The following is a 24056-nucleotide window of genomic DNA, read 5'->3' as shown; positions in this document are numbered from 1 at the left end:
GTGGAGTACACGTCGACACCGGTGGAGACCTGCTCGGAGAACTCGCCCTTCAGGTGGTGCGCGAGACCGGTCGCGAACTCCACGACCTCCTGCCCGCGCGTGATCTCGCCCAGCGCGTCGGAGACGACCTTGCCGTGCTCTTCGGTGATGATCTCCGCCAGCTCGCCCTTCTTCGCCTCCAGGAGTTCACGGAACTTGAACACGATCTGCTGACGCTTCGCCAGCGACAAGTCACGCCAAGCCGGGAACGCCTTCGCAGCCGATGCGACAGCTGCTGCGATCTCGTCCTGATCGGCGAGCGCGACGTGCTTCGTCGCGACACCGAGTGCGGGGTCGTAGACGGGGGCGGTGCGACCGGAGGTGGAGGGGGCTTCAGCGCCGTCGATCCAGTGCGGGATGACCGGGAGCGTGGAGTCGGTACTCATGTGCGGTGGGTTCCAATCTGTGGGGGAACTGCGAAGTCGTGCAGGTCAGAGGTCGTTGTGGACGAGGGCTGCGGCAGTGTCGACCGCTGCAGCCACGTCGCCGTCGTGCGGGTAGATGAGGGTGCGACCGACGACAAGGCCGCGCACTCCCGGCAGGGCGAGGGCTCGTTCCCAGCCCGCGTAGGCCTCGTCCTGGTCGCCACTCGGTTCACCGCCGAGCAGCAACGTGGGCATGGTCGTGGCGGCCATGACTCGCTCCATGTCGTCGACGACCGGCAGCTTCATCCAGGTGTAGGCGGAGCTGCTCCCGAGGCCCGAGGCGATCGCGATCGACGTGATGACCGCCTCCGGAGAGAGATCGTTCACGATCCGACCGTCACGCCACTCGCTCATGAAGGGCTCGAGCATGATCGGCACACGCGCGGCGACGGCATCGTCGACGGCACGGGCGTTCGCTTCGATCGTCGCGACCGAACCGGCGTCCGCGAGGTTCACCCGCAGGAGTGTCTTGGCGAAGTCGAGTCCGTCACGGACGATACCGGGGACGTCGTAGCCGGTGAAACGATCGTCCATCTCGAAGGCAGCACCACGCAATCCACCGCGGTTCATCGATCCGACCACGACCTTGTCGTCGAGCAGACCGAGCAGGGCGAGGTCGTCGATGATGTCCGGGGTGCCGAGCACGCCGTCGACACCAGGACGCGAGAGCGCGAGCGCGAGGCGGTCCAGGAGCTCGTACCGGTCGGCCATCGCCATCGACTCGTCGCGCACGCCGAGGGCTCCGCGAGCCGGGTGGTCAGCAGCAACGATGAAGAGTCGGCCATCACCGCGGATGAGCTCGCGCCGACGCCGGCCGGCATGGGCGCGGGCGATGGCGGCCGCGTCGGATGCGCGGACCTCGCGCAGGCGCTCGAACTCACTTTCGCGGAGGAAGCGTGATGTCCTGGTGTTGTTCACGATGGTCATCGGGCACCTCCGAGTTCTGCCGCACCGACGGTGCTGATGCTGTCGAGGATCTCGAGGACCTCGGCGGAGTTCGGCATGGCCGTCGAGCACTCACGCCGCGAAGCGACGATGGCCCCGGCGATGTTCGCGAACCGCAGGATCTTCTCGAGACCCCACCCTTCGATGAGGCCATGACAGAGGGCGCCGCCGAAACTGTCCCCCGCGCCGAGTCCGTTCACGACGTCCACAAAGTACGGCGGGATTTCGACGGTCTCATCGCGCGTCTTGGCGAGGACCCCCTTCGGACCCTGTTTGACGATGGCGAGTTCGACGCCGCGTTCCAGCAAGGCGTCCGCAGCGCGGTGTGGATCCGTCTCGCCGACAGCCACCTCGCATTCCTCACGGTTGCCGACCGCGACCGTGACGTGTTCGAGCGCTCGCCCGACCTGGGCGGAGGCCTGCCTGGCCGAGTTCCAGAACATCGGACGGTAGTCGAGGTCGAGGATCGTCAGCGGCCGGCGGGCGCGGGCTTCCCAGGCGGTGAAGTGGGCCGAGCGGCTCGGTTCTTCGCTGAGCCCCGTGACCGTCGCCCAGAACACCTTGGCGCGGTAGATCGCGTCGAGGTCGAGCGACTTCGACGTGATCGTCAGATCGGGTGCCTTCGGCTTGCGGTAGAAGTACAGCGGGAAGTCGTCCGGCGGGAAGATCTCGCAGAAGGTGACCGGCGTCTGCAGCTCGGCCTCCCAGCCGACGAACTCCTCGGCGACGCCGAGACGTCCGAGCTCGCGGTGGACGTATCGACCGAAGGGGTCGTTGCCCGTCCGGCTGATGAGCGCCGTCGGGTGCCCGTGCTGTGCGGCCGCGACGGCGACGTTAGCGGCGCTTCCTCCGAGGTACTTGCCGAAGGTGTCGACGTCCTCGAGCCCGATGCCGTCCTGCAACGGGTAGATGTCGACGCCGACGCGTCCCATGGTGACGACGTCGTACGTGGTGGCTGATGGAGCGGTCATTGGTGCGTGTACAACTTTCTGTGAGGTGATGCCGTCGGTTCACGCGTCTGCGGGGAGGGAGTCGTCTCAGATTCCTACGGCTGCTAGCCGCTGCGGCTCACGGGTGACCATGGGATTCATTCCTGGTCCGTCGACGTCGCTGCGGCCAGACGACGGAATGCAGAGCCGGAGACCAGGTCGCGAAGGTGACCACTGTGGACAGCGCGGAGAACAGCAAGTGCCTCGTCTCGCCAGGCCCGGGCTGCAGGCAGGATTTTCGTGAGCCCACCCGAGATGTGGATGTGCCCGCGCTGGAGAGAGAGTATGGCCGGGACTCCGGCCTCGTTTAACTTCTCGGCGTAGGCAGTTGCGTCATCGCGGAGGAGGTCGTATTCGGCCGGCATCAGGTAGGCGGGCGGAAGCCCCGCGTGATTTCCGGCGAACAAGGGCGAAACGTGCGGGTGTCGAGGGTCTCCGTTCTCGCCGAGATACAACGGCAGGAGTCTTTCCACATCCGAACGGTGGAGCGCGTACATGGAACCGAGTTCTGTATCTGCGTGGGACGGCAGGCTCAGGGTGAGGTCCAATGCCGGCACCTCGAGCAGTTGGAACGTGATCGCGGGACCGCTCTCGTCACGATTCTTCAGACATAGCGCGGCCGCAAGATTGGCGCCGGCCGATGCGCCGCCGACCGTGATGATGGACGGGTCCACTCCGATCTCCGCCGCATGGTCGACTACCCACTGCAGAGCTCCTTGGCAATCGTCCAACGGAATGGGATGCGGATGCTCTGGCGCTTTCCGATAGTCCACTGCGACGGTGACACAGTGTGCGCCGACGCAGCGTTCCCGCGCAACGATGTCCGTGAATGGGCTCAATCCGCTCCCTGCGACCCATCCGCCGCCGTGGAAGTAGATGTGCACAGGCAACGTCTCGTCCAGAGCGGGACGGTAGATCGCCAGGGCGATGGTCCCACCGGCGACGGGAACGTAAACGATGCGCTTCTGGGCGACGTCGGGGCCACGTTCGGCGACTTGTTCGACCATGGTGTCCGCGTTCGACTCCTCACGAACGCGAAGGACGGGGACATCGAGGTCATCCGGCAGCGTTGGAGCTGGCACGAACGCTGCGAGGATCGGTTCCAGAGGCATCGGATCTCCTTCGGGTTTCGAGGCGGTACTAGAGAGATTCGCGGAGGGCGACGCAGAGCGCCTCGGCTCGTATGTCGTCGTCACCACCGGGCTGGATGGTCTGGTAGCCGAAGCCAAGGCCGAGTGAGGGCTGCGCGAACGCGAGCTGCCCGCCGGCGCCGTCGTGCCCGAAGCTTCCGGGACCCGCCATGCTGCGACGCGCAGAGTGCAGCATGAATCCTGTTCCCCAGACATCACCTCTGTCCGCTCCGATCAATGGCTTGCCGTAGGAGATTGGTTCGATGGCGTGAGCGATGGCATCGTCACTCAGCAGGCGGGGGCCATCTGTCGCATACACCGTCGCACCGTAGAGCGCGGCAAGATCGGCCGCGCCGGTCACGATATTCGCGGCAGGGCTCTCGGGCCCCAGGAATCCTGGCAAGTTCGCTGCCGTGAACAAGTCCGGCGCGTAGGCGCCGTCCATCAGGACCATCCGAGCCGCCAGCGCAGCGTCCTCAGCAGACAGTGGGATGCCCCCTCCAATCCCCTCCGGCTCCAATTGCAGGGCGAGGTCCGGGTCGCTCACCGGTGCTCCGTAGGACATCTGCAACCCATACGGGCCCGTGACGTACTCGGCCAACCACTCACTGGGCCGCTTTCCGGTAGCTCGGCGCAAGACCTCGCCTGCGATAAAGCCTACGGAGACGGGGTGGTAGAGGAAGGCAGCTCCAGGTTCCCAAAGCGGCTGCTGAGCTGCGAGGTCGGCAACCACCGGGTACCAATCGCTGAGCGCTGCAGCGTCCCACGGTTGTGAGAACGACGGAACTCCGCAGCGGTGCGCAAGCGCTGCCCGGATGGTGATTCGGTCCTTCCCGTGCGCGGCGAACTCCGGCCAGTAGGTGGCAACCGGCTGATCCAAATCGAGCAAACCTTGATCGGCCGCCATCACCAGGCTGATCGCGGTGACACCCTTGCTCACCGAGAACACGGCACTGCGGGTGTGAGCGGTCCACGGGACGCCGCTCCGAGCCTCGCCCCCGAAGATATCGACAACCGTCGTTCCTTCGATGATGATCGAACAGGCGGCACCGCGGTCGCCGCGGTCGCGGAAATTGAGTGCGAATGCGTCGGCGATCCGGCCGAATCCAGGGGCTACGTGCCCGCTGACGGTCTGAGCAGCGCTCACGAGAGTCACGCGACCGGGGTTGCTGCATCGGGAGCGACGAGCTGATCGCGCTCGAACGTGTTCGCGATCCGACCCTTCCGGAACCCGACCCATCCGATCAGAACCCCGAGCGCTGCCGCTGCCGCAGAAGCCACGTAGGCGACGGACGGATTGAACGCGATAAGGGCAGGGATGAGCGCCGTCACACCTGCGTTGAGCAGCCGTCCGAAAGTGAACACGAAGCCCTGGGCGGTGGAGCGCAGCATGGTGGGGAAGGCCTCGTTGGACCAGACCCGAGCGAGGGGTTCTCCTGCGCTGGTCGCACCGAGGCTGCAGATCAGCAGCGCCGCAAGCAGTGTGACGAGGGAGAAACCGAAAACCACCGGTATCAACAGGCCGGCCACGAGGACAGTGCCGCCGATGAGTAGCAACGGAATCCGGAATCGGGTGTCGACGTATTTCATGAACAGGAACAACGCGACAAACGCCAGAGGGAACAGCACTAGCGAGTACGGAACGATATCTGAAACCTCTAGCCCGACGATGTTGACTCCGACGTAGACCGTGAATCCACCGACGATGGTGCTTCCCGAAAGGGCGAGCGCATAGTACGAAGAAAGCACGATGAACGGTCGACGGTACGGGGTTTGAAACAGATCACGGATGCGGCCTTTGTCTGCGTCGACTGTGGGGACTCCGTTCCGGCGATCTTCGCGGGCTTGAAGCCACAATGGAGACTCCGGGACGGTCAGCCGCAGGACCAGTCCGATCACCGCGACGGCGACGATCATCCCGTACAAGATCTGCCCGCTGAGGCGACCCAGGCCGCTCGTGGCTGTGGTGAGGATCACCGTTGTCAAGGATGCAGCGTTCCACATCACCTGGGTGAACACCAACATCTTGCCTCGGTTGCTGTCCTTGGCCGCTTCAGCGATTGTGGCCAGCGAAACCGGCAGGTCTGCACCCACACCGAGGCCGACCAACGTCAATCCACCAAGAAGGACCCAGAAGTTCGTAGAGAACGTCGGTGCAAGCGCTCCGATAGCGATCATCAGCATGGTGACGATGAACACGGTGCGGCGCCCGTAGAGATCGCCGAGTCGTCCGCCGACCAGCGCTCCGATGGCCAGACCCGCAGCGACGACGGCGGACAGGAGGCCCACCTCGTTCGCGGACAATCCGATCGTCTGCTGATAGATCACGAGCGCGATGCCATTGACGGTGAGGGCGGCTCCATCGACGAACGATGCGAGTCCGGCGATGATCGCCACGCGCCAGGGGTGCTTGTAGACGCCGACCCGTTGGATCGTCCCGATGGACGTCGTGTTCGAACCGCGTGCGCCAGGAGAGTTCATGAAAATCCACCTTGATTAATCGTGTCAACTACTCTGTCGTCCGCCACCATATGCGGTACGGTTAATCGTGTCAAGCACAAGGGGGAACGATGAAATCTGCACCGTTGACGGTGACTGACATCGCCCGGGAAGCGGGCGTCTCGCGAGCAACCGTGAGCTATGTCCTGAACGACCGTCGAGATGTGCGAGTCAGCGAGGACACCCGCGGGCGCATTCTCGAGACCGCACGGCGGCTCGGGTACGTCGGATCACCTGCCGCCCGCGCTCTGCGCAGCGGACGCGGTGACGTCGTCCTGCTTCTGCTACCGGATTGGGACATCTCTGCTCAGCTCGAGCTCCTGCTCGAGGAGATCGGTCGCCTCGTCGCCGAGTATGGATTGGTATGTCTGCGCTATGAAGGCGAACACTGGCAGGGGGCTCTGCACAAGCTGCTTTCACGCATTTCAAGCGCTTGTGTGGTCACCTTCGATCCCTTGCATCGAGATGATCGGCAAGCGCTCGATTCTGCCGGAATTCCGGATATCTCCGCGCAGCTGCTTGATCACCCGGGCCTGCCGCACACGACCGCCTTGGGGCAGGACACGATCGTCTCCGCCCAGATCGATCACTTGCTCGCGCAGGGGTATACCCGCCTTGCCTACCTTGCGGTTGACGAGCCCCGTGGACGACCGTTCACCGAGGCTCGTGTGAAGGCTTTCCACGAGATCTGCGCGCAGCGGCAAGTCGACGGCGTCGTCTCGGCCACGGTTCCCAGTAGCGCCGAGGCGATCTCCGACACCATCCGCGACTGGACCAAGCGGTCTGACGAGCCGCTCGGGATCGCTGCATGGAACGACCTCGTCGGCCTCGCGATCACGAGTGCAGCCGCTGACCTGGACATCGCCATTCCTCGCCAGCTCGGAGTCATCGGGGGAGACAACACTCGAGTCGCCGCTTTCGCGCGGCCGCCGATCAGCACCGTCAAGTTCAACTTGCCCGCTGAAGCAAGGTGTATCGCAGCTCGAATCGCTGAGGTCGTCGGGCGCGAGGCGCAACACGACAGCTCCAATGACGATCCAACCGTTGAGGTCGTCCCCCGCCTTTCCACTGCCCTCCAAGCGACGCACGGGAATGACTTTGATGAACGAGAGACAGGCTGAGTCGCGCGCAATCAAGGCCGGGGGAGACAAGCGAATTCTGTCCGGGGACTTTCCTCCACGCGCGGATACGGAAAAGGACGGTCTCCGACGCCTCATGGCGTCGGAGACCGTCTGCGCTTTCCAGAAGGGTCAGTGCACCGGCAGCGCGGGTGAAGCCTCTGCGTCGGCGCCCTGGGGCAGCAGGTCCGACTTCGAGCCGCGGATGAACACAGCCGCGATGATCGACGCCAGTACCATTCCGATGGCAGCTGCGACGAACGCCGCGGCGTACCCGCTCGTGAACGCGTCGAGCTCCGATCCGCCGCCGTCGTAGCCGGCGACCGTGGATGCGTAGAGGGCAGTGAACACCGACAGGCCGATCGATCCGCCGATCTGGAGTGCGGAGTTCAGGGTGGCCGAGGCGGCGCCGGCGTCGTGCGGTGCGACTCCAGTGAGCGCGAGGTTCTGCAGAGGGACGAAGATCATCGCCATGCCAATGCCCACGACGATCAGCGCCGGCATCACCTGCACGAAGTACGAGCCGTCGGCCGTGATCAGGCTGAGGTATGCGAGACCCGCAGCGGCGATCAGCGGGCCGACGATCATCAGTGGCCGCGGGCCGATGGCGGACAGCAGCTTGGTGGCGACAGGTGCCATCACCATGATCATGAGCGTCATCGGCAGGGTGGCGAGGCCGGCGGGCAGTGGATCCATCCCGAGCACGATCTGCAGGTGGAATGCCACGTACAGCATCGAACCGATCAGGACGCTGCCCACGATGGCCTGCACGAGGAAGGCTCCACCTCGAACGGGGTTCGTCACGATGCGCAACGGCAGCAGCGGCTGGGCGACGCGACGCTCGATCACGACGAAGAGCACGAGCAGGCCGGCACCCAACGCGAGGAAACCGATCGTCTCAATCTGGGCCCAGCCATGCTCAGCGAGGCTGAAGCCGTAGACCAGCGAGCCGAGGCCCAGGGTGACGGTGAGTGCGCCAAGGAGGTCGTAGCGGTTGTTGCCTTCGGCCTTGGATTCCTTCACCAGGAAGATGCCGCCGATGAGTCCGACGATGACGAAGAAGACGTTCACCAGCAAGCACCAACGCCAGTCGGCGAACTCGGTCAGCACGCCACCCAGCACGAGGCCCACGGCCGCGCCGGCACCTGCGACCGTTCCGAAGACGGCGAACGCGGTGTTCCGTTCGCGACCGCTTGGGAAAGTCACCGTGAGCAGTGCCAACGCGGCCGGCGCGAGAAGTGCGGCGAACACGCCCTGGAGTCCGCGAGCGATGATGAGCTCGGTCCCGTTTTGGGCGACTCCGCCGAAGGCGGATGCCACGCCGAAGCCGAGCATGCCCACCAGGAAGGTGCGCTTACGGCCCCAGTAGTCAGCAACTCGGCCACCGAGCAGGAGGAGCGCTCCGAACGCGAGGGCGTATGCGGTGACGACCCACTGGCGTTCGACGTCGCTGAGGCCGAGCTCCTGCTGTGCCTGTGGCAGGGCGATGTTGACGATGGTGCCGTCGAGCACCACGACGAGCTGAGTGAGCGCGAGAACGACGAGCGCCCACCAGCGCTTGGGGGAAGGGGAGGATATGGACACAGGCCTCGAGGGCATAGACATAGAGAAGATCTCCGGGCTTAGATGAGGATGCCGGAGGTTTCGAGCCTCGGATCGACCGCGTCATGCGCTGTGTCGACCGCTCCGATCAGAATCGGCCAGACGACGACTATAGCCCACCTTTCACTCATTTCGTCAGTCAGCGCCCCGAAAATATTCTTCCCAGAAGCAGAAAAACTGAGATGCGTGGCTTGTGCCCCCACAGGCCATGTTGCCCGCGAGGGGCTCGTCTCCAGTAGTTGGCCGCGACGACGCCGAACGTGCGCCAGGGCTTCAATCGGTGGCGGGGAGCTCCTCTGCAGAAGTGGTGTCGGGAATGCGACTGGCGATGATGTTGGCGAGTGCGGCACGGAAGTCTGGGGCGAGCGGGGTTGATGTGAGCGATTCGTATGCCCAGAGGCCGTCCGCGGCTAGGCGTGCGAGGAATTGCTCGGTCGCTATCGGGTCGCTGGTGTCCGTTGGGGCGGGCGGAACCCATCGGTTCAGGACTTCATTCCATGGCGCGGCGTGCGCTGCGTTGGTGGACCCTTCAAGCTGGAAGAGCATCTCTGCTCGGGTGGCGCATTGCATCGCCGCTCGGGCGTATCCGACGAGTCGCTGCGTCTCGGAGGCTTCTGCCGCTGGCATCCCCACGGCCGCGACCATCCCTTGTTCCCACACCCCCGCCATGTGTTCGTGGAGGGCTGTGACCATGTCCTCTCGGGAGGTGAAGTGGTAGACCACACCCCCTTTGGTGAGTCCTGCCTCCGCTGCGACCGTCTCATACGTGACGGCCCTCACCCCTTCGCGTTCCACGACTCGGGCGGCGGCGTCGAGTATGTTGTCGCGTTTGCTTTCTCTCACGGATCTGCATTCCTAGTGGTCTGCGGCCATCTCTGAACCGGAGCCGTGCCGACGAACGAGGACGCCGGTGGCCGAACAGCAAACACGAGCAGACGAAGCATCATCGCGTCTGAGGACGCAGCAGAGATCCCTGCTGACCCCGCCGTTGCCCACTCCAACCGGTGGCGTTCCGACGATGATCGAGCTGCGCCAGCTCGCGAAGCAGCAGCGCATCGCCGGCTACCGCCGACAGCCACGCTCAGTGAGGCCCGCCCAGCACTCGTGCCCGTGATGCCGTCCTCGAGCAAGGGTCGGTTGGGAGACAGTCCTCCGCCCGACGGATGTGCAGTGGCTGATGTTCTCCTACGTTCGAGAGTAGAAGCAGAAAGGTGCCAGACGTGACCGGAGCAACGGACTTGAAACTGAACCAGGCCGCGGGCGTCATGACAGTGGTCATCGCTGTCGCGTTCATCATCTTCGGGATTGCTATCCAGAACTGGGCGGTTGTCGCCGTGTTCGTCGTATTCGGTATTGCCGGGCTGGCCGCCTCAACGACGGCCGCCCGCAAGCACTGACCGATACGCCTGTGTATGCCCACATCGCGTGTTTACGTGGAGCATCTAGCCTGCCGACATGACCAATACGATCCCTCCGCAAGGATCGACGCGGCGACAACGACGACAGAGGCGGATTGTTCTGGCTATCATCGTGCTCTTCGTGGCGTTGATCGGAGCGACCATGTGGCAGCGAGCGAATCCATTCACGATCGTGACCCAGATCGAGATCGATGCTCCGCCGGATGTCGTCTGGGAGGCGCTCACTGACTTCGACGCCTACCCGGAATGGAACCCGGCCTTGGCCGGAATGACCGGAGAGCTCGAAGTCGGCAAGAACCTCCGGTTCTCGACCGACGCCAGCGACGACGCGCTCACCTTCGAACCAGTAGTCCGTGAAGTGAGGCGGGGCGAGTATCTGCGGTGGGAGGGCCACCTGTTCGTGCCCGGCCTGTTCGACGGAGAGCACGCCTTCGTTCTCGATCCCTTGCCCAATGGCGGCACCCGGCTGACCCAGTCGGAGAACTTCCGGGGAATCACCGTTCCGTTCCTGACCGGTTGGTTGGAAGAAAACACCCGACCCGACTCCCTCGCCATGAATGAAGCGCTGCGTGATCGCGCCGTCAGCATCGACCCGGACCGCTAGAGACTGACGCCCGGACGATCCGGTCAGCCGGTCGACGTCGGCCTTCGGGAACGAATAGCGCATTCGCATGCGTTACGGAGCCTCGTCCCCCACCTCGCCCGACGCCCTGGCGAGGAACCCCTCGGCGCGCTTTCGCACGACGAGGATCGCGGCAAGTCGGTTCGCCCCGAACGACAGCAGGATCAGTCCAGTGGCTTCCGCCAGGTTCGCTCCGAGCACGGAGGCTAGGTAGAACGATCCGACCCGGATCACGATGAAAAGTGCCCACAACCAGATCCCGGCGGGGCTGAGCTTGTACTGGAGTTGCGCATCGGTGGTCCGAAATCGCGTGACCAAGCCCATGACGGTTCCGGTCACTGTGACCAGGACGAGTTCACCGATGATGATCCAATCCGCTGCAGCCCAACCGAAGCCACCCCACAGTTCAATGACGAGGTAGACGAGCCCCGCCGCGATGATCACGACGGGCAGCAGGAGCATCCGATGCAGCTGCGTCGAGCGCCAGATGAATTGGCGGACGATGAGGATGATAATCCCCGCCGCGATGATGACGTCGTCCAGACTTTTGTTCGCCGTGCCCCAGTTCCATTGCATTGATCCGCTCCGTTTCAATCACTAGTGATGAATCGAACAGTATCACTAGTGATTGAATGAAGTTATGCGCGCATCAGAACTCCACCGTCTCGCCCGCAAGCTCCGAGAGATCGCACTCGAGGCAACCGGAAATGTGGGCGCGGACCGCGTCAACGCAGGCCAGCTCGCCGTTTTCGAAGACGTCGCACGGCACCCCGGAGCATCAATCCGAGACGTCACCGTCCGAACCGGGCTGGCGCAGAGCCTCGTTTCGCGAATCGTTCACGCCGCCGCCGCCGCCGGGGCACTAACCGTCACGACCGACGAACGGGACCGCCGCAAGGTCCAGGTCGAGCTCAGCGACACCACGCGCACAGCGATGCTTCAGCGAGCCAACGAACCCCTCGAATCAGCGCTCATCATCCACACGCCCACTCTGACCAATCAGGAGCGCACCATGCTTCAACGGCACCTGGCCGCCGCCGCTGAACTCCTCTGTAGAGGCGACCGAGCGAACTGACGAGCATCACAGCTGCCGCCGAAGAGCGGGGTCGTGTTCGCAACGTCCCTGGGAACTACACCTAGGTCTCGTCGCTGGCGCTCCTGTGGCCGGCGCAGCACTGGCGCTCCTAGCCATTCACGAAGTTCTGCAACGCATTCGACACCGAGACGACTTCCAGCTGGCGCAACGGAAGCCCAGCTAGCCGATGTTGGCGGCGATCCAGGCTTGCATCGCTTCGCGGATGACCCTGGCGTTCGGCTTCCCGCCGTAGGTTGCTGCGAAGCGTTCGTCGCGGGCTGACCTGGCGTTGCTTACGCCTCGAGAACTGCGCGGTACCGCACGTCACCCCGGCGCACTCGGTCGACCGCTGCATCTGCGTCAGACATCGCGAATTGTTCGATCATCGGTGTGATGTTATGGCGAGCGGTGAAGGTCAACATCTGGGCAGTGTCGTCCAGGGCGCCGGTCTTGCCGCCGACGATCCGTCGCTCTTCGCTCAGCAGGTGATATAGAGACACTTGGAAAGGGCTCGGCGACGTTCCGGCGATGCAGAGTGTTCCCTGGGGCCGGAGCGCCTCGACGTAGTCCGTCCAGGGTAGGTCAGCGCCGACGGTCGAAAGGATGAAATCGAACTTTCCACGCACCGTGGCCATTGCACCCTCGTCACCGGACGCGACGAAGTGATGGGCTCCCAAGGCGCGTGCTTCGTCTCGTTTCGCGTTAGTTGAACTGATGGCGGTGACTTCGCACCCCCACGCCGCGGCATATTGCACGGCCAGGTGCCCGAGTCCGCCGATGCCGACGATTGCGACCCGGTCGGTTGGCTTGACGCCGTAGTGCACGAAGGGCGTGAACGCCGTGGCTCCTGCGCACATCAGCGGCGCGGCGTGTTCAGATGCAAGGCTGTCTGGCAGAGCGAACGCGAATCGAAAGTCATCGACACGAACGTGGGATGCGAAGCCGCCGTGGTGACCGCCGAAGATCGTGGCGACGCCGTTCGGGCAGACGTGCTGCTGCCCCCGGAGGCACCATTCGCAGGTCATGCAGGAACCGCAGAGGGCCCCGACGCCGACGCGTTGCCCAACTTCAAGGCCGACGACCGCCTCGCCAATGGCCTCGACGACGCCTACGATCTCGTGTCCCGGCACGAGTGGGTATTGCGAGAATCCCCACTCGTTGTCGATCATCCCGACGTCGGTGTGGCAGATGCCGACGTGCGTGACCCGCACGTCGACTTGGTACCGTTCAAGGTCACCGAGGTCGATCGTGCGACCGGTGAGAGTCCCAGCCGGGGCGTCGGCCGCCAGCGCGTTGATGAGCAAGTAGTTCTCCATTCGATTGATCTTGACTTCGATCGGAGTACTAACAGTATCTTTTGGAAACCAAGTGTCAATTGGGCACCTATCTGACACCTAGTATCCAAGGAGAAACCACGATGCCAAGGAGAAATCACGATGGTTGACAGCTCACGCGAGACGGTGGATGACGTCGAGTTCACGCGCCTGGTCCTCGATCAGCTCGCCAACAAATGGACGGTACGCATCATGTGGGCCTATTGCCCGGACATGCAACCCATCAGGTTCAACGATCTGAGGCGCCGCTTAGGGGGGATCACGCAGAAGGTACTCAGCGAGCATCTGCGTCGGCTGGAGCGAAGCGGCATTCTTGAGCGGCGGGTGTTGTCGACCCGACCGCTCGCGGTGGAGTATGCCGTCACGCCCCTCGGGCACAGCCTGCGGCGTCCCGTCTCAATCCTTTACGGATGGGCACGGGAGCACGCCGTGGACGTTCGCGCCTCCCAGCTTCGGCATGACCAATCGCTGGCCCGACATGACGAGCCTCTGACACCTTGAGGGCTGATGGTGTCTGCGAATCCTCGGTACACATCTCCTCGAGGCCGCGTCGCTTGTGGGCTGACTGCGGCGGTGGCTTAGATTTGAATCATGACCGACCTTCCGCTCGCCGAGCGAATATCCGCGCCGCGTCGCGCAATTCCCGCGGATGTCGACGGCGTCGAATGGCGCGAACTGCGCGTGACGGATGCGGATGCCCTCGTCGACCTTCACCAGGCCATCGGGGCGGTAGACCATCCAGGCTGGGCTGACTCCAGGGAAGAGATCCTCGAGGAGCTCGGTCACAGTTACGTTGACCTCGCCGCGGACTCGCTGGCGGCATTCGCCGCGGGAGAAATGGTCGCGTGGGGGCTGGTGGTGTTTCCGCCCTCGCAGGAGACCCTGGTGCGGTCGATTCTGTTGGGTGGGGTGACGCCCTCGTCGAGGGGCCGCGGCATTGGGCGCGCCCTGCTTGCCTGGCAAAAAGACCGCGCGCTGCAGCAGCTGGCCAGCTCACACAAAACACTCCCCGGCTGGATCGTTGCGGCTGCCGACGGGCGTGCTCCATCCGCAGCCCACTTGCTGCAGCGAGCGGGACTTGCGCCCAATCGCTGGTTCCAGACGCTCAGGAGGATCGTCGCCGACCCCATTCCCGCTTCAGAGCCAGGTGGCGGATTCCGGGTCGTTGCGTACACCGCTGACCGCTCGGAAGCCGCCCATGCCGTTCGTGATGCCGCATTCTCCGGGGTGGGTAGCAGTCAGTCGATGAGTGAGGAGCAGTGGCACTCGATGATGTCACTCAGCACTTTCGCCCCGCACCTCTCATTCCTCGCGGTCGATGGCGATGGAGCCGTGGTGGGCGTTCTGCTTTCCTTGCTCGAGCAGGCCACAGCGCGCGTCTGGGTCGTTGGTGTGCATCCGGATGCTCGTCGCCAGGGTGTCGCGAGAGCGCTCTTGACACGTCATCTCCTGGCTGCAGCGAAGGCGGATGTCGAGGCAAGCGCGCTGGATGTCGCTTCGGATGGGCCGGGCGAGGGTCTAGGGCTCTATCTCTGCCTCGGCTACGTGCCGCAGTCGACGAGCGTCAATTACGTAGACGTTTACTAGCTGCACTGCTCACCAAGCGTGGATCTACGCACTCAGGGCAGGCGAACCCTTCCGATCAGAATCGGCCAGACGACGACTATAGCCACCTTCGACAGGTTTCGTCAGTCAGCGAGCCCGGATTCCTCGCCACAAGCATGTTGTCACAGGTCAGCTGACCTCCGCCGGGATCTCCACTGCACCAGCGCCGCTGGCTGCGATTTCAGCTCCGTAGGTTTTGGCGAACTCATCGTCTGTGTAGTAGCGGTAGGTGTGGACGAGGCCTACTGCGTTGATCGTGAACCATACCGTGGCGCGTCCCTCGTAGCGTTTGCCGTTGGGCTGCACGACGAGGTCATTCGTGATGGGCCACGGGCGGTTCATGACCCCCGACTCGATGAACTCGCACACGACGGACTCGCCGCTGGCGACCATGTCGATGAGCTCCCAGTGTGTTTCGTCGAAGGCCAGGTTCCATCTGCGGGACATGTCTGAGTGCGCGTCACGCTGCATCGGACGCGCCTACTGAGAGGACCCGATCCGGGTGAAGTCGGGGGACATCAGGGACTTCATGCCGGCGGTGTCGGCGGCGTTGTAGTACTCGATGTACTGCAGCACCGTACCGATAGGCGTGCGGGCCCGCCAGGAACTGGTCTGCCGTGTGGGGTCGATTTCAGTCATGGTTCCTTATCTTCGTTTCGTCGGGCGGCTTGCTCGTTGTCTCGAGCTACGTGACGCTCGCTGCGCTGACAGCCGCATGTTCGGCGGTCCCTGGTTGGGGTTGTGGGGAACGCGATGCCCCAAGCGGTTCGACATCTGTCTCGCGCCGGGCGCTGGCCGCAGCTCGGCGTCGGTGCATGATTGCGGAAAGAGTGACGAGCACGATCGCGGTAGCCGTCCAGATGAGGAGTTGTGCGAGCCAGCGGCCGGTCTGATTGCCGTCGAAGAACATGATGCTGCGCATCGATTCGAATGCTCCGGAACCAAGCCAGCCGTTGTGGATGACCTGCCAGAACGGCGGAAGCATCGACTCCGGGACGCTCGCGCCCGCGCTGGGGAAATTCAGGGCGACGAGTATCAGGATCTCGGCGAGCACCGCGCCCTGCCCAAGGACGAGGGTAAGCAGTGTCGCGATCAATCCCACGGTGAGCGTGTAGATCATCCCGATCCCGATGACTGCCGCAACGGAACCGAACGTTGCCTCGAAGTCGACCCAGACGCTGATCATTGAAAACCCAAGTGCCGGAACGATGAGGGCGGCGCCGGCCGAGGTGGCGAGCATCGCTCTGGCGCGGACCTTCGGGATGGCCTGACTGATCACGGTGACGCTGAGGAAGCCGCCGACGGTGCAGACGATGAGGAAGTAGAACAGGACGGTGCCGCTCGGGTCATCGGCGGGGAGCGGTGCGACGTCCTCGACGGTGGCCGTGCCGCCAAGCTGGGTCGCGATCTTCGCGCCGAGCTGTCGTACGGCGGGCGCGGCGATCGCCCCGCCACCCGATGCGACGATGGTCGTGACAGCGGTGCCGTCGATGATCACGGCGCCGACCGCCTCCCGCTCGAGGACCGCGTCCCGAGCCTTGTCGGCGTTGGTCGTCTCCGTGACGGTGAAGGCGTTCTCCGCCTTGTCGGCGATGGTGTCAGCGAGCTTGGCGGTCAGCTCGGCTGGCCCGGAGATTGTGACGGCCAGGTCATGCGGCACCGGTGAGTGTGTGGCGCTGACGTAGCAGAGCGTGAACGCCAGGAGGAAGAACAGCGGCATGGACACCACGGCGATGACGCGAGTGCGGAGAGACGCTTCTCGGCTCGGCTCGACCGAGTCGGGAGTCACGACCATGTCGAGGTGGTTTTCCGGCATTTGCAGCGGATCGCGGCCATTGCCGTCTGGACGCGTGCTGGGGGTCTTCGTGCTCATCGGGTTGCTCCCTCGGACTGGGCAAGTGCACGCACTCGCTCGTGGTCTCGGTCATTGAACGGTTCGTGTTCGTGAAGCTGATAGGTCTCTGCTTTCACGTGTTTCACGTGTTTCGCGGGTGCCGGCTCAGCCTCGGGTTGGCGCTGCAGTGTCGGCTGCTCGGAGGCTGAACGGGAGAGCTCGACGATTTCGAGCTTCTGCCGGCGGACCGTCTTTGTGAGGTACACGACGAAGTTGACGAGCACGATGCCGAGCGTCCACGCGAGCAACTGGAAGATCCAGCGTGCAACACCGTTTCCACCGAAGTACACGATCGATCGCATCGCCTCGTACGCCCCGGCGCCGAAGTAGAACTCATGGATGAACTGCCAGAACGGTGGCAGCATCGCGGCTGGAGCGGCTCCACCGGCGCTCGGGAAATTCAGGAAGACGACGAACAGCATGATGCCGAACGTCGCGGCCTTGCCGAGAAGCTGCTCGACGAGGATCCCGATCGAACCGACGGTGAACACGTACAGCGCTGTGACCCCGAGCAAACCCATGATCGTGCCGAAGCTGGCCCCGTAGTCGCCGACGAAGATCGACGACAGTCCGAAGGCGATCAACGGTGCGGCGATCGCTGCCGCAGTGACCGCGCCGAAGCGGGCGCTCAGTCTGGCCTTCGGCATCACCTGCATCAGCACGATGACGACGAGGTACCCGCCCACTGAGGTGTAGGTGAGGAGGTAGAACAGGGTGACACCGAGTGTGTCGGTCGCTGCAAGCGGTGCGAGGTCTTTCACGGTCGCGGTCGTACCCAATTGTTCGGCAACCTTCTCGCCCGCAGCCGTGACGGACGCTGCGACTGCCCGACCTTCGGCGTTCGCGACGTAGGTCGTCACCATGTAGGTGGGTGTCGCGGCGGCGGAGTTGGCGGCCGTCGGATCCGGCGCCGTTCCCGCGGGATCTGACGGCGCGGCATTGTCGGCCGTGTCGACGCTGACGAGAATCGAACCCATGACCTTGCGCTCCTCGACGCTGCTCTTGGCGTCGTCGACGATGTCGGTGGCCGTCGCGGCGAACTCGTCGGTGTCGTCGAGTCCGGCAGTGATCTTCGACACGACCTGATCCGGTCCGACGACGAGGATGCTGAGATCGTGTGGTGTCGGCTTGTGGATCGCGCCCACGAACAGCAGGGGGAACGCGATCACGAAGAACAATGGCAGGAGGAAGGCAGCGGCGATCTTCACCGCCCCTGAGGATTCGCGGACCGGTGCAGCGATCTGTGGACGAGTCGATTCAGCCAATGTGGCTCCAAACTGCGGCGGAGGGATGGAAAGGCCACCTGAAGTAAACGGGGTTTACAGCAGCCGCGATCATCGTAAACGGGGTTTACACTAGGTGTCAACTCACTGTTACCCACTGAAGGGACACCATGACCGCTGTTCACACGGACCGGTCCTCACTCGTCAAAGACGCCATCCGAGACTCAGCACGGCGACTGTTCACTGCGCAGGGATTCGAAGCGACCGGGGTGCGCGACATCGCTGCCGACGCCGGAGTCAACCCAGCGATCGTGATCCGGCACTTCGGCTCCAAGGAGCGACTCTTCGTCATGTCCATCGACGCGCCAGCGAAGTGGCGGGCACTGCTGGAAGGTCCGCTCGAAACGCTTGGCGAACGGGTCACTCGCGCGCTGCTGCGAGGCCAACACAACGGATTGCCGATCTGGGGTGCGATGGTGCGCGCGTCCGGCAGACCCGACATTCACGACCACCTGAAGCGATCCGTCGTGGCGCTCTTCGCAGAGCCTCTCGTCGAACGACTGGCTGGACCGGATGCGGAACTTCGCGCACACCTGTTCGCCGCTCAACTCGTGGGCATCATGAGTGCGCTCGTCGTGTATGACGACGAGTTCGTCATGCATGCACCAGTTGAGTCGGTCGTGGCCCACTACGGGAGAAGCCTGCAGCTGACATTGACGCCAAGTGGGTAGGTCTGCCAGTTCGCTTGCGGACCTTGTCAGCCCGAATGTGCTCGTCTGCATTTGCTCACATGGCACGGTCAGATGTTCCGAGAATCTCAAGGTTCTAAGAGGTGCGCGACTATCAACATGGTTTCCATCTGACGACGTACCGCGCCCGCGAGGCTCCTAGACAACATCTGCGCTTGACTGCGCGCGCCACCTTTGCCGAAGTGCGGACAAACCTGGAATCATGACGTCATGTCGAACCTCGATGCGCGTTCCGAAGCTAGTGCCCCTGATCAGCCGGGCCTGGATGGCCTCGAGGCGAAGTGGGAACAGGTATGGCGCGACACGCAGATCTACGCCTTCGATCCCAATACGACGCGTGATCAAGTGTTCAGTGTCGACACACCTCCTCCGACAGCGTCCGGGGCTCTACATATCGGGCACGTGTTTGGCTATTCGCAGGCAGATATGATCGTGCGTTACCAGCGCATGCGGGGCAAGAACGTCTTCTATCCGCTGGGCTGGGATGACAACGGTTTGCCCACGGAGCGTCGGGTGCAGAACTACTTCGGGGTTCGGTGTGACCCGTCTTTGCCATATCAGGCTAACTTTGTGCCGCCGCGAGAAGGGGGCGACTCCTCGTCCACGAAAGCCGCCAATCAGGTTCCGGTATCCCGGCGGAACTTCATCGAGCTCTGTGAACGGTTGACCAAGGTCGACGAGGCCACGTTCGAGGGCGTATTCAGGACGCTGGGCTTGTCGGTGGACTGGAACCACAGTTACCAGACTATTGATTCTCGGTCCCGGGCAACGAGCCAGCACGCGTTCCTGGAGAACCTGAAGCGCGGCGAGGCGTATATCTCAGAAGCGCCGACAATGTGGGATGTTACCTACCGGACGGCGGTGGCGCAGGCGGAGCAGGAGGACCGCGACCGTGAGGGTGCCTACCATCGCCTTGGTTTCAGCAAGGTCAATAACTCCGGTGAGCGAGTGTTCATCGAGACAACCCGCCCAGAGCTGCTGCCCGCGTGTGTCGCCCTTGTCGCGCATCCGGACGACGAGCGTTATCGCAGCTTGATCGGCTCAACGGTAGTTTCGCCACTGTTCAAGGTTGAAGTACCCGTCCTTGCGCATCCCCTCGCGCAACCAGATAAGGGCGCCGGGCTAGCAATGATCTGCACCTTTGGTGATGCCAACGATGTTACGTGGTGGCGGGAGCTTCAACTTCCAACACGCGGGGTCATCGGAAGAGATGGACGCTTCCTGCCAGACGCGCCCTGGATTGCATCGGACGAGGGTCAGCAGCGGTATGCGGAACTGGTCGGGCTTACGGTCTTCAGTGCGCAGAAACGTATTGTTGAGATGGCTACTGAGTCAGGTGACCTCGTCGGAGAGCCGAAGCGGATCATGCACCCCGTCAAGTTCTATGAGAACGGTGACAAACCACTTGAGTACGTAACGAGTCGGCAGTGGTACATCACGAATGGCGGACGAGACGTCACCGAAGCCGGACTCCGGGATGCACTGATTGCCCGTGGTAAGGAAGTGTCCTGGCATCCCGCGTACATGGAGGCTCGTTACCGCAACTGGGTGGAGGGTCTCGCCGGCGACTGGCTGGTGTCTCGCCAACGCTACTACGGCGTCCCCATTCCAGTCTGGTATGCGGTCGACGACGACGGCCAGACTGACTACGACCGAGTGTTGACCCCGGATCGTGAACAGCTGCCTGTTGATCCGACAACTGACGCTCCGGCTGGTTACACCGAGGCCATGCGCGACCGGCCAGGTGGATTCACGGCGGATGCCGACATTCTCGACACCTGGGCGACCAGCTCGCTCACGCCTTGCATCGCGGGGAACTGGATCACTGATCCTGAACTCTTCGCGAAGGTGTATCCGATGGACCTTCGACCCCAAGGGCACGACATCATTCGCACCTGGTTGTTCTCGACCATCGTGCGCTCTCATCTGCAGCAGAATTCGTTGCCGTGGAAGAACACCTCGATCAATGGGTGGCTTCTTGGCCCAGACGGCAAGAAGATGAGCAAGTCGAAGGGCAACGGCGTGACGCCGCAGGGCTTGCTCGAGCAACATGGCGCCGATGGTGTGCGCTACTGGGCCGGGCGCGCTCGCCAGGGGGTCGACACCAAGCTCAACGAGGGCCAGATGAAGATCGGCCGGCGGTTGTCGATCAAGATCCTCAACGCGTCCAAGTTCGCTCTTGCGTTCGGTACCGCGCCCGAGGACCCCGCGAAGCGACTTGCTGCAGATCCGGCCGTCGTCACCCAACCGGTAGATCGAGCGATGTTGGCCGCCCTGGCTGGCGTGGTAATCCAAGCGACTGATGCGTTCGATGACATGGACTATGCACGAATGCTCGAAGTCGTTGAGCCGTTCTTCTGGGTCTTCTGCGACGATTACATCGAACTCATCAAGGACCGTGCGCATGGTGCTTCGAGCAGCGGAGCTGAAGGTGCCGCTTCAGCGAGAGCTGCTCTCGCGATTGCGCTGGAGGTGCTCTTGCGACTATTCGCCCCTGTGCTGGTGTTCGCCACCGAGGAGGTCTGGTCGTGGTGGCGAGACGGAAGCGTGCATCGTCAGCCATGGCCCGACTCCGCGCCATTGATCGAAGCTGCGCATGCGGAGACTGGCGCCCTTCTCGGCAGCCTTGAGCAAGCCGCGACCGTCATCCGACGCATCAAGACCGATGCGAAGGTGTCCCAAAAGACTCCGATCCTCGACATGCAGCTGCACGTACCGCACAACATCCTCGACCACATCGAGGCGGCTCGTGAAGAGCTCGTAGCGTTAGGACGCATCGGGACGTTAGCAGTAGTTCCCGTCGACGGGAACGACATCACGGCCGAGAACGTAGTGCTGGGCGAAGCTCCCGCTAAGCGACCGCGTCAGTGAATCACCGTTGACCAGGCACCGCGCCTTCGGGCAACCGTCTTGCGAGCGCGGGTATCGCACTCCGCGTTGTCCTACGGGTGACTTCTGTTCCACGAATCTCGCTGAACGTCGTCCTGCGGATGTTCAAGAAGATCGCGCCATCACGGTCCACAGCACCTGCTCGCGCCCAGCGATGCGCAGTATCCTCAAGTCTTGCGAGCGGACCCCTCGAAAAAGCCTCGCTGAAGTCCTGTGCAAATATTTGTTGAGACGTGCAAATTCATCGATCGTTCTTCCGCGCTAATTTGTTGCTGGTCATGAGGCTGTTGACGGCACGCGGCTGACCCTTGAGTCGCTAAGCAAAGTCGCTTACAGAAAGTGACATGGTTGATGAAAGAGTTGAAGAGGAAGTGACGTTCGGCACGTACTACGTTCGGGCTGGTTCTGCCGAGGAGTTCGAGCGAGTGCTGCCGGAGAGCTGGGCCGCTTTGCATCGGCTGGGCTTCATCGCTGAAGAGGCGCCGCTGCTGTTCCGATCGGTGTCTGCACCGCTGCGGTACATCGAGCTTGCCAAGCGGGTTCCCGGGGTGATGGGTCCCGCGCATGAGCACCCTGACCTGATCCTGATCTGGACTCGCCTTGCGAACCTCGTCGAGCCACACGCGCCGGCTGTTGTGGACCGTGGGCTGGTGTTCGATGAGTTCGTGCCGGTTGTGCTGAATGCCGTCGCCTGAGCTCATCCCGGGCCTTGCCGATCTAGAGCGCCTAGATGCAGTGTTTGCGGCGCTGTCGCACCGGACTCGGCGAGCAATATTGGTGACGCTGCTGGCAAACGGTGGCTCTCAGACCTCTGGGAGGATCGCTGGTCGAATGGACAACAGTTGGCAGACGACGAGCCGCCATCTCCGCCTGCTCGAGGAAGCGGGGCTTATCACCGTTGGATTGCAGGGGCGAGAGCGGATCTACTCGTTGGACAGCGCATCAATGTTAGACGCGCTCGATCAGTGGGGTAATCGGTTCCGGTCATGACGCGCGGGTCCCTTATCAGGCCTCCGCCCCCAGGGGGTCGCATTCGACTAGGTGTAGTTTCCCCGGACGTCGCGAACACGTCTCAGGGGAATCGGGTGAATCGTTCCTCAATGGTGCGGAGCATGTCGCGCCTCTGGCGGTCTAAGTGGTCAGCGACGCCACTGTGGTTGATCCGTGTCAGATTGCGAATGCCGATCTTGCGGAACGTGCCGCTCCGATCTGGCGGCTTGTGGCTTCAGCTATAGTTGCGCCGCATGACCTCTCCACGTCGACAGATCGGTTATCGATGAGCTCCGAGACGTTCGCCTTTCTCGCCGCGTCGGTGATGGTTGCTGGTTCGTGTGCGCTGTTGTTCGTCGCCGACAGCCGGCGGGCTTTCTCCGGACGGTACATGAATCTGTGGCTCACCGCCTCAATGCTGGTCGTGCTCTGTGCTGCCTCCTACCTCACCGAAGCAGAGTTGGATCACCCCTCGCTGGTCGTGGCACTGGCGAACGGCGCAATGGTTGGGGCTGTCGGGTTCGTCTGGCTTGGCTGCCGATCGTTCAACCAGGTTCCTTTCCGATTCGGCTGGGTCGGTGTCGCAGTCCTCCTGATCATGCTGCTGACGGTCCTGCAGAGTTCGCTGGGGTCGAACTGGTCGGGGATGTTCCCGAAGATGCTCGGACTCAGTGCCTTCTCTGCGCTGACCGCGATCGAATCACGCAGGGGAGCCTTCGGCTCGTTCCGGGTGAGTTGGGTGATGACCATCGCCCATGCCCTGTATGCGTCCTACGCCGGAGCGAGAGCGGCAGTGCTCGGTCTGCGAGGGCACGATGACGTCGTGTTCGAGAACTACTTCAGCGTTGAGGTCATGACGATCTTGAGTCTCGTTTTCGCTCTTGTCAACACCATCGTGCTGGTGTTCGTCCGAATCGAAGAACTCGTCGCGCGACGAGGGAACGGCGCTCCCGGCTGTTACACTTCGCTCCGCCGGCTGGCGACCCTGCATCGCCAGCTTGCAGGCTCCGTGGTCCTCGGGGTTGAAATCCTGGACTTCAGGGTCATCAGGCATGCCTACGGTGTTGCGCATGCACAAGAATTGGTGACGCGCCTGTTCTACTGCGTCCTCGAGTGTCGTCCTGACGCGCTGGCCATAGCCAGCGATCGTGGCGGTGTCGTCTCGGTGCTTCTGGCGGAACCGCACGTCCATGACGACTTCTTCACCGCGCTGAGGAGCGAGTACTTGGCGCAGTCGTCGGGGCTTGCAGACGGCTACGCGAGCACTCTACGGATCACTGTATCGACGGCGAACGATGAGGCTCGGCTCAGACAGAATGGGGCTGTGCCTCCTGCAGCAGGCTGAACATGCCCCGGGGCTCGGTCGTCGCTACCGCGGGCGATTGTGTCGAGCTCCATGTTGCTCGTGCGGCCTCGTATCCACTCGGTTCCGCGCCGAGTAGGTTCGCGCCGAACATCGTAGATTCCAAGACGAGTTGGCGGATCATCCCGTGGCGCTGCATCGCGGCGT

At 63.2% G+C, this 24056-nt stretch carries 25 protein-coding genes; 11 read left to right on the top strand and 14 right to left on the bottom strand.

All coding sequences use genetic code 11. From position 1 onward, the window contains the following. From CCK91_RS12515 to CCK91_RS12490, 6 genes are all read right to left on the bottom strand, one after another. The coding region (locus CCK91_RS12515; protein WP_119863560.1) for an aldehyde dehydrogenase family protein at positions 1 to 425 on the bottom strand (425 nt) is incomplete at its 3' end. A gap of 45 nt (positions 426 to 470) precedes the next feature. Then, positions 471 to 1391 carry a Cgl0159 family (beta/alpha)8-fold protein gene (locus CCK91_RS12510; protein ID WP_086474288.1) on the bottom strand — a complete coding sequence of 307 codons (921 nt, stop codon included), beginning with the start codon at positions 1389 to 1391 and terminating at the stop codon, positions 471 to 473. After that, on the bottom strand, positions 1388 to 2380 hold the full coding sequence (gene iolC, locus CCK91_RS12505; protein WP_086474287.1) for a 5-dehydro-2-deoxygluconokinase: 993 nt from the start codon (positions 2378 to 2380) through the stop codon (positions 1388 to 1390). Before iolC ends, CCK91_RS12510 begins: the two co-directional genes overlap by 4 nt. 116 nt (positions 2381 to 2496) lie before the next feature. Next, positions 2497 to 3510, bottom strand: a complete 1014-nt coding sequence (locus CCK91_RS12500; RefSeq protein ID WP_086474286.1) for an alpha/beta hydrolase — start codon at positions 3508 to 3510, stop codon at positions 2497 to 2499. A gap of 28 nt (positions 3511 to 3538) precedes the next feature. Then, positions 3539 to 4675 carry a serine hydrolase domain-containing protein gene (locus CCK91_RS12495; protein WP_165767050.1) on the bottom strand — a complete coding sequence of 379 codons (1137 nt, stop codon included), beginning with the start codon at positions 4673 to 4675 and terminating at the stop codon, positions 3539 to 3541. 5 nt (positions 4676 to 4680) lie between these two features. Continuing rightward, a complete protein-coding gene (locus CCK91_RS12490; protein WP_086474284.1) occupies positions 4681 to 6009 on the bottom strand; it encodes an MFS transporter in 1329 nt (442 codons plus the stop codon). A gap of 89 nt (positions 6010 to 6098) precedes the next feature. On the opposite strand from CCK91_RS12490, the gene CCK91_RS12485 reads away from it, so the two are divergent. Next, positions 6099 to 7148, top strand: a complete 1050-nt coding sequence (locus CCK91_RS12485; RefSeq protein ID WP_086474283.1) for a LacI family DNA-binding transcriptional regulator — start codon at positions 6099 to 6101, stop codon at positions 7146 to 7148. A gap of 129 nt (positions 7149 to 7277) precedes the next feature. Here CCK91_RS12485 and CCK91_RS12480 read toward each other — a convergent pair whose 3' ends face one another. Next, positions 7278 to 8729, bottom strand: a complete 1452-nt coding sequence (locus tag CCK91_RS12480) for an MFS transporter (RefSeq protein ID WP_242664528.1) — start codon at positions 8727 to 8729, stop codon at positions 7278 to 7280. Positions 8730 to 9020: 291 nt separating this feature from the next. Beyond that, positions 9021 to 9590: a TetR/AcrR family transcriptional regulator gene (locus tag CCK91_RS12475; protein WP_086474281.1), complete on the bottom strand. Its 570-nt coding sequence runs from the start codon at positions 9588 to 9590 to the stop codon at positions 9021 to 9023. 377 nt (positions 9591 to 9967) lie between these two features. Between CCK91_RS12475 and CCK91_RS19680 the strand changes: the two genes are divergently transcribed. Next, entirely contained in the window at positions 9968 to 10144 is a 177-nt protein-coding gene (locus CCK91_RS19680) for a hypothetical protein (RefSeq protein ID WP_165767049.1), read from the top strand. 58 nt (positions 10145 to 10202) lie between these two features. Further along, positions 10203 to 10769: an SRPBCC domain-containing protein gene (locus CCK91_RS12470; RefSeq protein ID WP_086474280.1), complete on the top strand. Its 567-nt coding sequence runs from the start codon at positions 10203 to 10205 to the stop codon at positions 10767 to 10769. Between the two features lie 72 nt (positions 10770 to 10841). Here the strand turns inward: CCK91_RS12470 and CCK91_RS12465 are convergent, their stop codons facing one another. Continuing rightward, positions 10842 to 11363, bottom strand: a complete 522-nt coding sequence (locus tag CCK91_RS12465; RefSeq protein ID WP_086474279.1) for a hypothetical protein — start codon at positions 11361 to 11363, stop codon at positions 10842 to 10844. A gap of 64 nt (positions 11364 to 11427) precedes the next feature. Between CCK91_RS12465 and CCK91_RS12460 the strand changes: the two genes are divergently transcribed. Then, entirely contained in the window at positions 11428 to 11862 is a 435-nt protein-coding gene (locus CCK91_RS12460; RefSeq protein WP_086474278.1) for a MarR family transcriptional regulator, read from the top strand. 293 nt (positions 11863 to 12155) lie between these two features. Here the strand turns inward: CCK91_RS12460 and CCK91_RS12455 are convergent, their stop codons facing one another. Continuing rightward, positions 12156 to 13178, bottom strand: coding sequence for an NAD(P)-dependent alcohol dehydrogenase (locus CCK91_RS12455; protein WP_086474277.1), 1023 nt, complete (start codon positions 13176 to 13178; stop codon positions 12156 to 12158). 120 nt (positions 13179 to 13298) lie between these two features. Here CCK91_RS12455 and CCK91_RS12450 point away from each other — a divergent pair, with 120 nt between their 5' ends. After that, positions 13299 to 13697, top strand: a complete 399-nt coding sequence (locus tag CCK91_RS12450) for a winged helix-turn-helix transcriptional regulator (protein ID WP_086474276.1) — start codon at positions 13299 to 13301, stop codon at positions 13695 to 13697. Positions 13698 to 13787: 90 nt separating this feature from the next. Continuing rightward, entirely contained in the window at positions 13788 to 14783 is a 996-nt protein-coding gene (locus CCK91_RS12445; protein WP_086474275.1) for a GNAT family N-acetyltransferase, read from the top strand. A gap of 147 nt (positions 14784 to 14930) precedes the next feature. Here the strand turns inward: CCK91_RS12445 and CCK91_RS12440 are convergent, their stop codons facing one another. The 4 genes from CCK91_RS12440 to CCK91_RS12430 are packed head-to-tail and all read right to left on the bottom strand — an operon-like array spanning position 14931 to position 17960. Further along, positions 14931 to 15272 (bottom strand): hypothetical protein, encoded by a 342-nt coding sequence (locus CCK91_RS12440; protein ID WP_086474274.1) that lies wholly within the window; start codon positions 15270 to 15272, stop codon positions 14931 to 14933. 9 nt (positions 15273 to 15281) lie between these two features. Beyond that, a complete protein-coding gene (locus CCK91_RS19675) occupies positions 15282 to 15440 on the bottom strand; it encodes a hypothetical protein (protein WP_165767048.1) in 159 nt (52 codons plus the stop codon). Positions 15441 to 15486: 46 nt separating this feature from the next. Further along, positions 15487 to 16674, bottom strand: a complete 1188-nt coding sequence (locus CCK91_RS12435) for a hypothetical protein (protein ID WP_133059987.1) — start codon at positions 16672 to 16674, stop codon at positions 15487 to 15489. Continuing rightward, positions 16671 to 17960 carry a hypothetical protein gene (locus CCK91_RS12430; protein ID WP_165767047.1) on the bottom strand — a complete coding sequence of 430 codons (1290 nt, stop codon included), beginning with the start codon at positions 17958 to 17960 and terminating at the stop codon, positions 16671 to 16673. The genes CCK91_RS12435 and CCK91_RS12430 overlap by 4 nt, the downstream gene beginning before the upstream one ends. 128 nt (positions 17961 to 18088) lie before the next feature. On the opposite strand from CCK91_RS12430, the gene CCK91_RS12425 reads away from it, so the two are divergent. The 5 genes from CCK91_RS12425 (at position 18089) to CCK91_RS12405 (ending at position 23891) form a co-directional block, all read left to right on the top strand. Further along, positions 18089 to 18649 carry a TetR/AcrR family transcriptional regulator gene (locus CCK91_RS12425; RefSeq protein ID WP_086474271.1) on the top strand — a complete coding sequence of 187 codons (561 nt, stop codon included), beginning with the start codon at positions 18089 to 18091 and terminating at the stop codon, positions 18647 to 18649. A gap of 228 nt (positions 18650 to 18877) precedes the next feature. Then, positions 18878 to 21538 carry a valine--tRNA ligase gene (gene valS, locus CCK91_RS12420; RefSeq protein ID WP_086474270.1) on the top strand — a complete coding sequence of 887 codons (2661 nt, stop codon included), beginning with the start codon at positions 18878 to 18880 and terminating at the stop codon, positions 21536 to 21538. A gap of 362 nt (positions 21539 to 21900) precedes the next feature. Further along, positions 21901 to 22251, top strand: coding sequence for a hypothetical protein (locus tag CCK91_RS12415; protein WP_086474269.1), 351 nt, complete (start codon positions 21901 to 21903; stop codon positions 22249 to 22251). Beyond that, positions 22238 to 22546 (top strand): ArsR/SmtB family transcription factor, encoded by a 309-nt coding sequence (locus tag CCK91_RS20135; RefSeq protein WP_086474268.1) that lies wholly within the window; start codon positions 22238 to 22240, stop codon positions 22544 to 22546. The genes CCK91_RS12415 and CCK91_RS20135 overlap by 14 nt, the downstream gene beginning before the upstream one ends. A gap of 286 nt (positions 22547 to 22832) precedes the next feature. After that, positions 22833 to 23891 (top strand): hypothetical protein, encoded by a 1059-nt coding sequence (locus CCK91_RS12405; protein ID WP_086474267.1) that lies wholly within the window; start codon positions 22833 to 22835, stop codon positions 23889 to 23891. Positions 23892 to 24056 lie beyond the last annotated feature (165 nt).

The organism is Plantibacter elymi (nom. nud.) (assembly GCF_900177795.1).
Taxonomy (GTDB): domain Bacteria; phylum Actinomycetota; class Actinomycetes; order Actinomycetales; family Microbacteriaceae; genus Plantibacter; species Plantibacter elymi.
The sequence above is the reverse complement of the archived record's forward strand: the minus strand, read 5'-3'. Positions and strand labels throughout refer to the sequence as shown.

Bases quoted from the DNA above. Each gene is read 5' to 3' on its own strand.
- CCK91_RS12510 (WP_086474288.1), bottom strand. From the start codon at position 1,391: ATGACCATCGTGAACAACACCAGGACATCACGCTTCCTCCGCGAAAGT.
- iolC (WP_086474287.1), bottom strand. From the start codon at position 2,380: ATGACCGCTCCATCAGCCACCACGTACGACGTCGTCACCATGGGACGC.
- CCK91_RS12500 (WP_086474286.1), bottom strand. From the start codon at position 3,510: ATGCCTCTGGAACCGATCCTCGCAGCGTTCGTGCCAGCTCCAACGCTG.
- CCK91_RS12490 (WP_086474284.1), bottom strand. From the start codon at position 6,009: ATGAACTCTCCTGGCGCACGCGGTTCGAACACGACGTCCATCGGGACG.
- CCK91_RS12485 (WP_086474283.1), top strand. From the start codon at position 6,099: ATGAAATCTGCACCGTTGACGGTGACTGACATCGCCCGGGAAGCGGGC.
- CCK91_RS12470 (WP_086474280.1), top strand. From the start codon at position 10,203: ATGACCAATACGATCCCTCCGCAAGGATCGACGCGGCGACAACGACGA.
- CCK91_RS12465 (WP_086474279.1), bottom strand. From the start codon at position 11,363: ATGCAATGGAACTGGGGCACGGCGAACAAAAGTCTGGACGACGTCATC.
- CCK91_RS12460 (WP_086474278.1), top strand. From the start codon at position 11,428: ATGCGCGCATCAGAACTCCACCGTCTCGCCCGCAAGCTCCGAGAGATC.
- CCK91_RS12455 (WP_086474277.1), bottom strand. From the start codon at position 13,178: ATGGAGAACTACTTGCTCATCAACGCGCTGGCGGCCGACGCCCCGGCT.
- CCK91_RS12450 (WP_086474276.1), top strand. From the start codon at position 13,299: ATGGTTGACAGCTCACGCGAGACGGTGGATGACGTCGAGTTCACGCGC.
- CCK91_RS12445 (WP_086474275.1), top strand. From the start codon at position 13,788: ATGACCGACCTTCCGCTCGCCGAGCGAATATCCGCGCCGCGTCGCGCA.
- CCK91_RS12440 (WP_086474274.1), bottom strand. From the start codon at position 15,272: ATGCAGCGTGACGCGCACTCAGACATGTCCCGCAGATGGAACCTGGCC.
- CCK91_RS19675 (WP_165767048.1), bottom strand. From the start codon at position 15,440: ATGACTGAAATCGACCCCACACGGCAGACCAGTTCCTGGCGGGCCCGC.
- CCK91_RS12435 (WP_133059987.1), bottom strand. From the start codon at position 16,674: ATGAGCACGAAGACCCCCAGCACGCGTCCAGACGGCAATGGCCGCGAT.
- CCK91_RS12425 (WP_086474271.1), top strand. From the start codon at position 18,089: ATGACCGCTGTTCACACGGACCGGTCCTCACTCGTCAAAGACGCCATC.
- valS (WP_086474270.1), top strand. From the start codon at position 18,878: ATGTCGAACCTCGATGCGCGTTCCGAAGCTAGTGCCCCTGATCAGCCG.
- CCK91_RS12415 (WP_086474269.1), top strand. From the start codon at position 21,901: ATGGTTGATGAAAGAGTTGAAGAGGAAGTGACGTTCGGCACGTACTAC.
- CCK91_RS20135 (WP_086474268.1), top strand. From the start codon at position 22,238: ATGCCGTCGCCTGAGCTCATCCCGGGCCTTGCCGATCTAGAGCGCCTA.
- CCK91_RS12405 (WP_086474267.1), top strand. From the start codon at position 22,833: ATGAGCTCCGAGACGTTCGCCTTTCTCGCCGCGTCGGTGATGGTTGCT.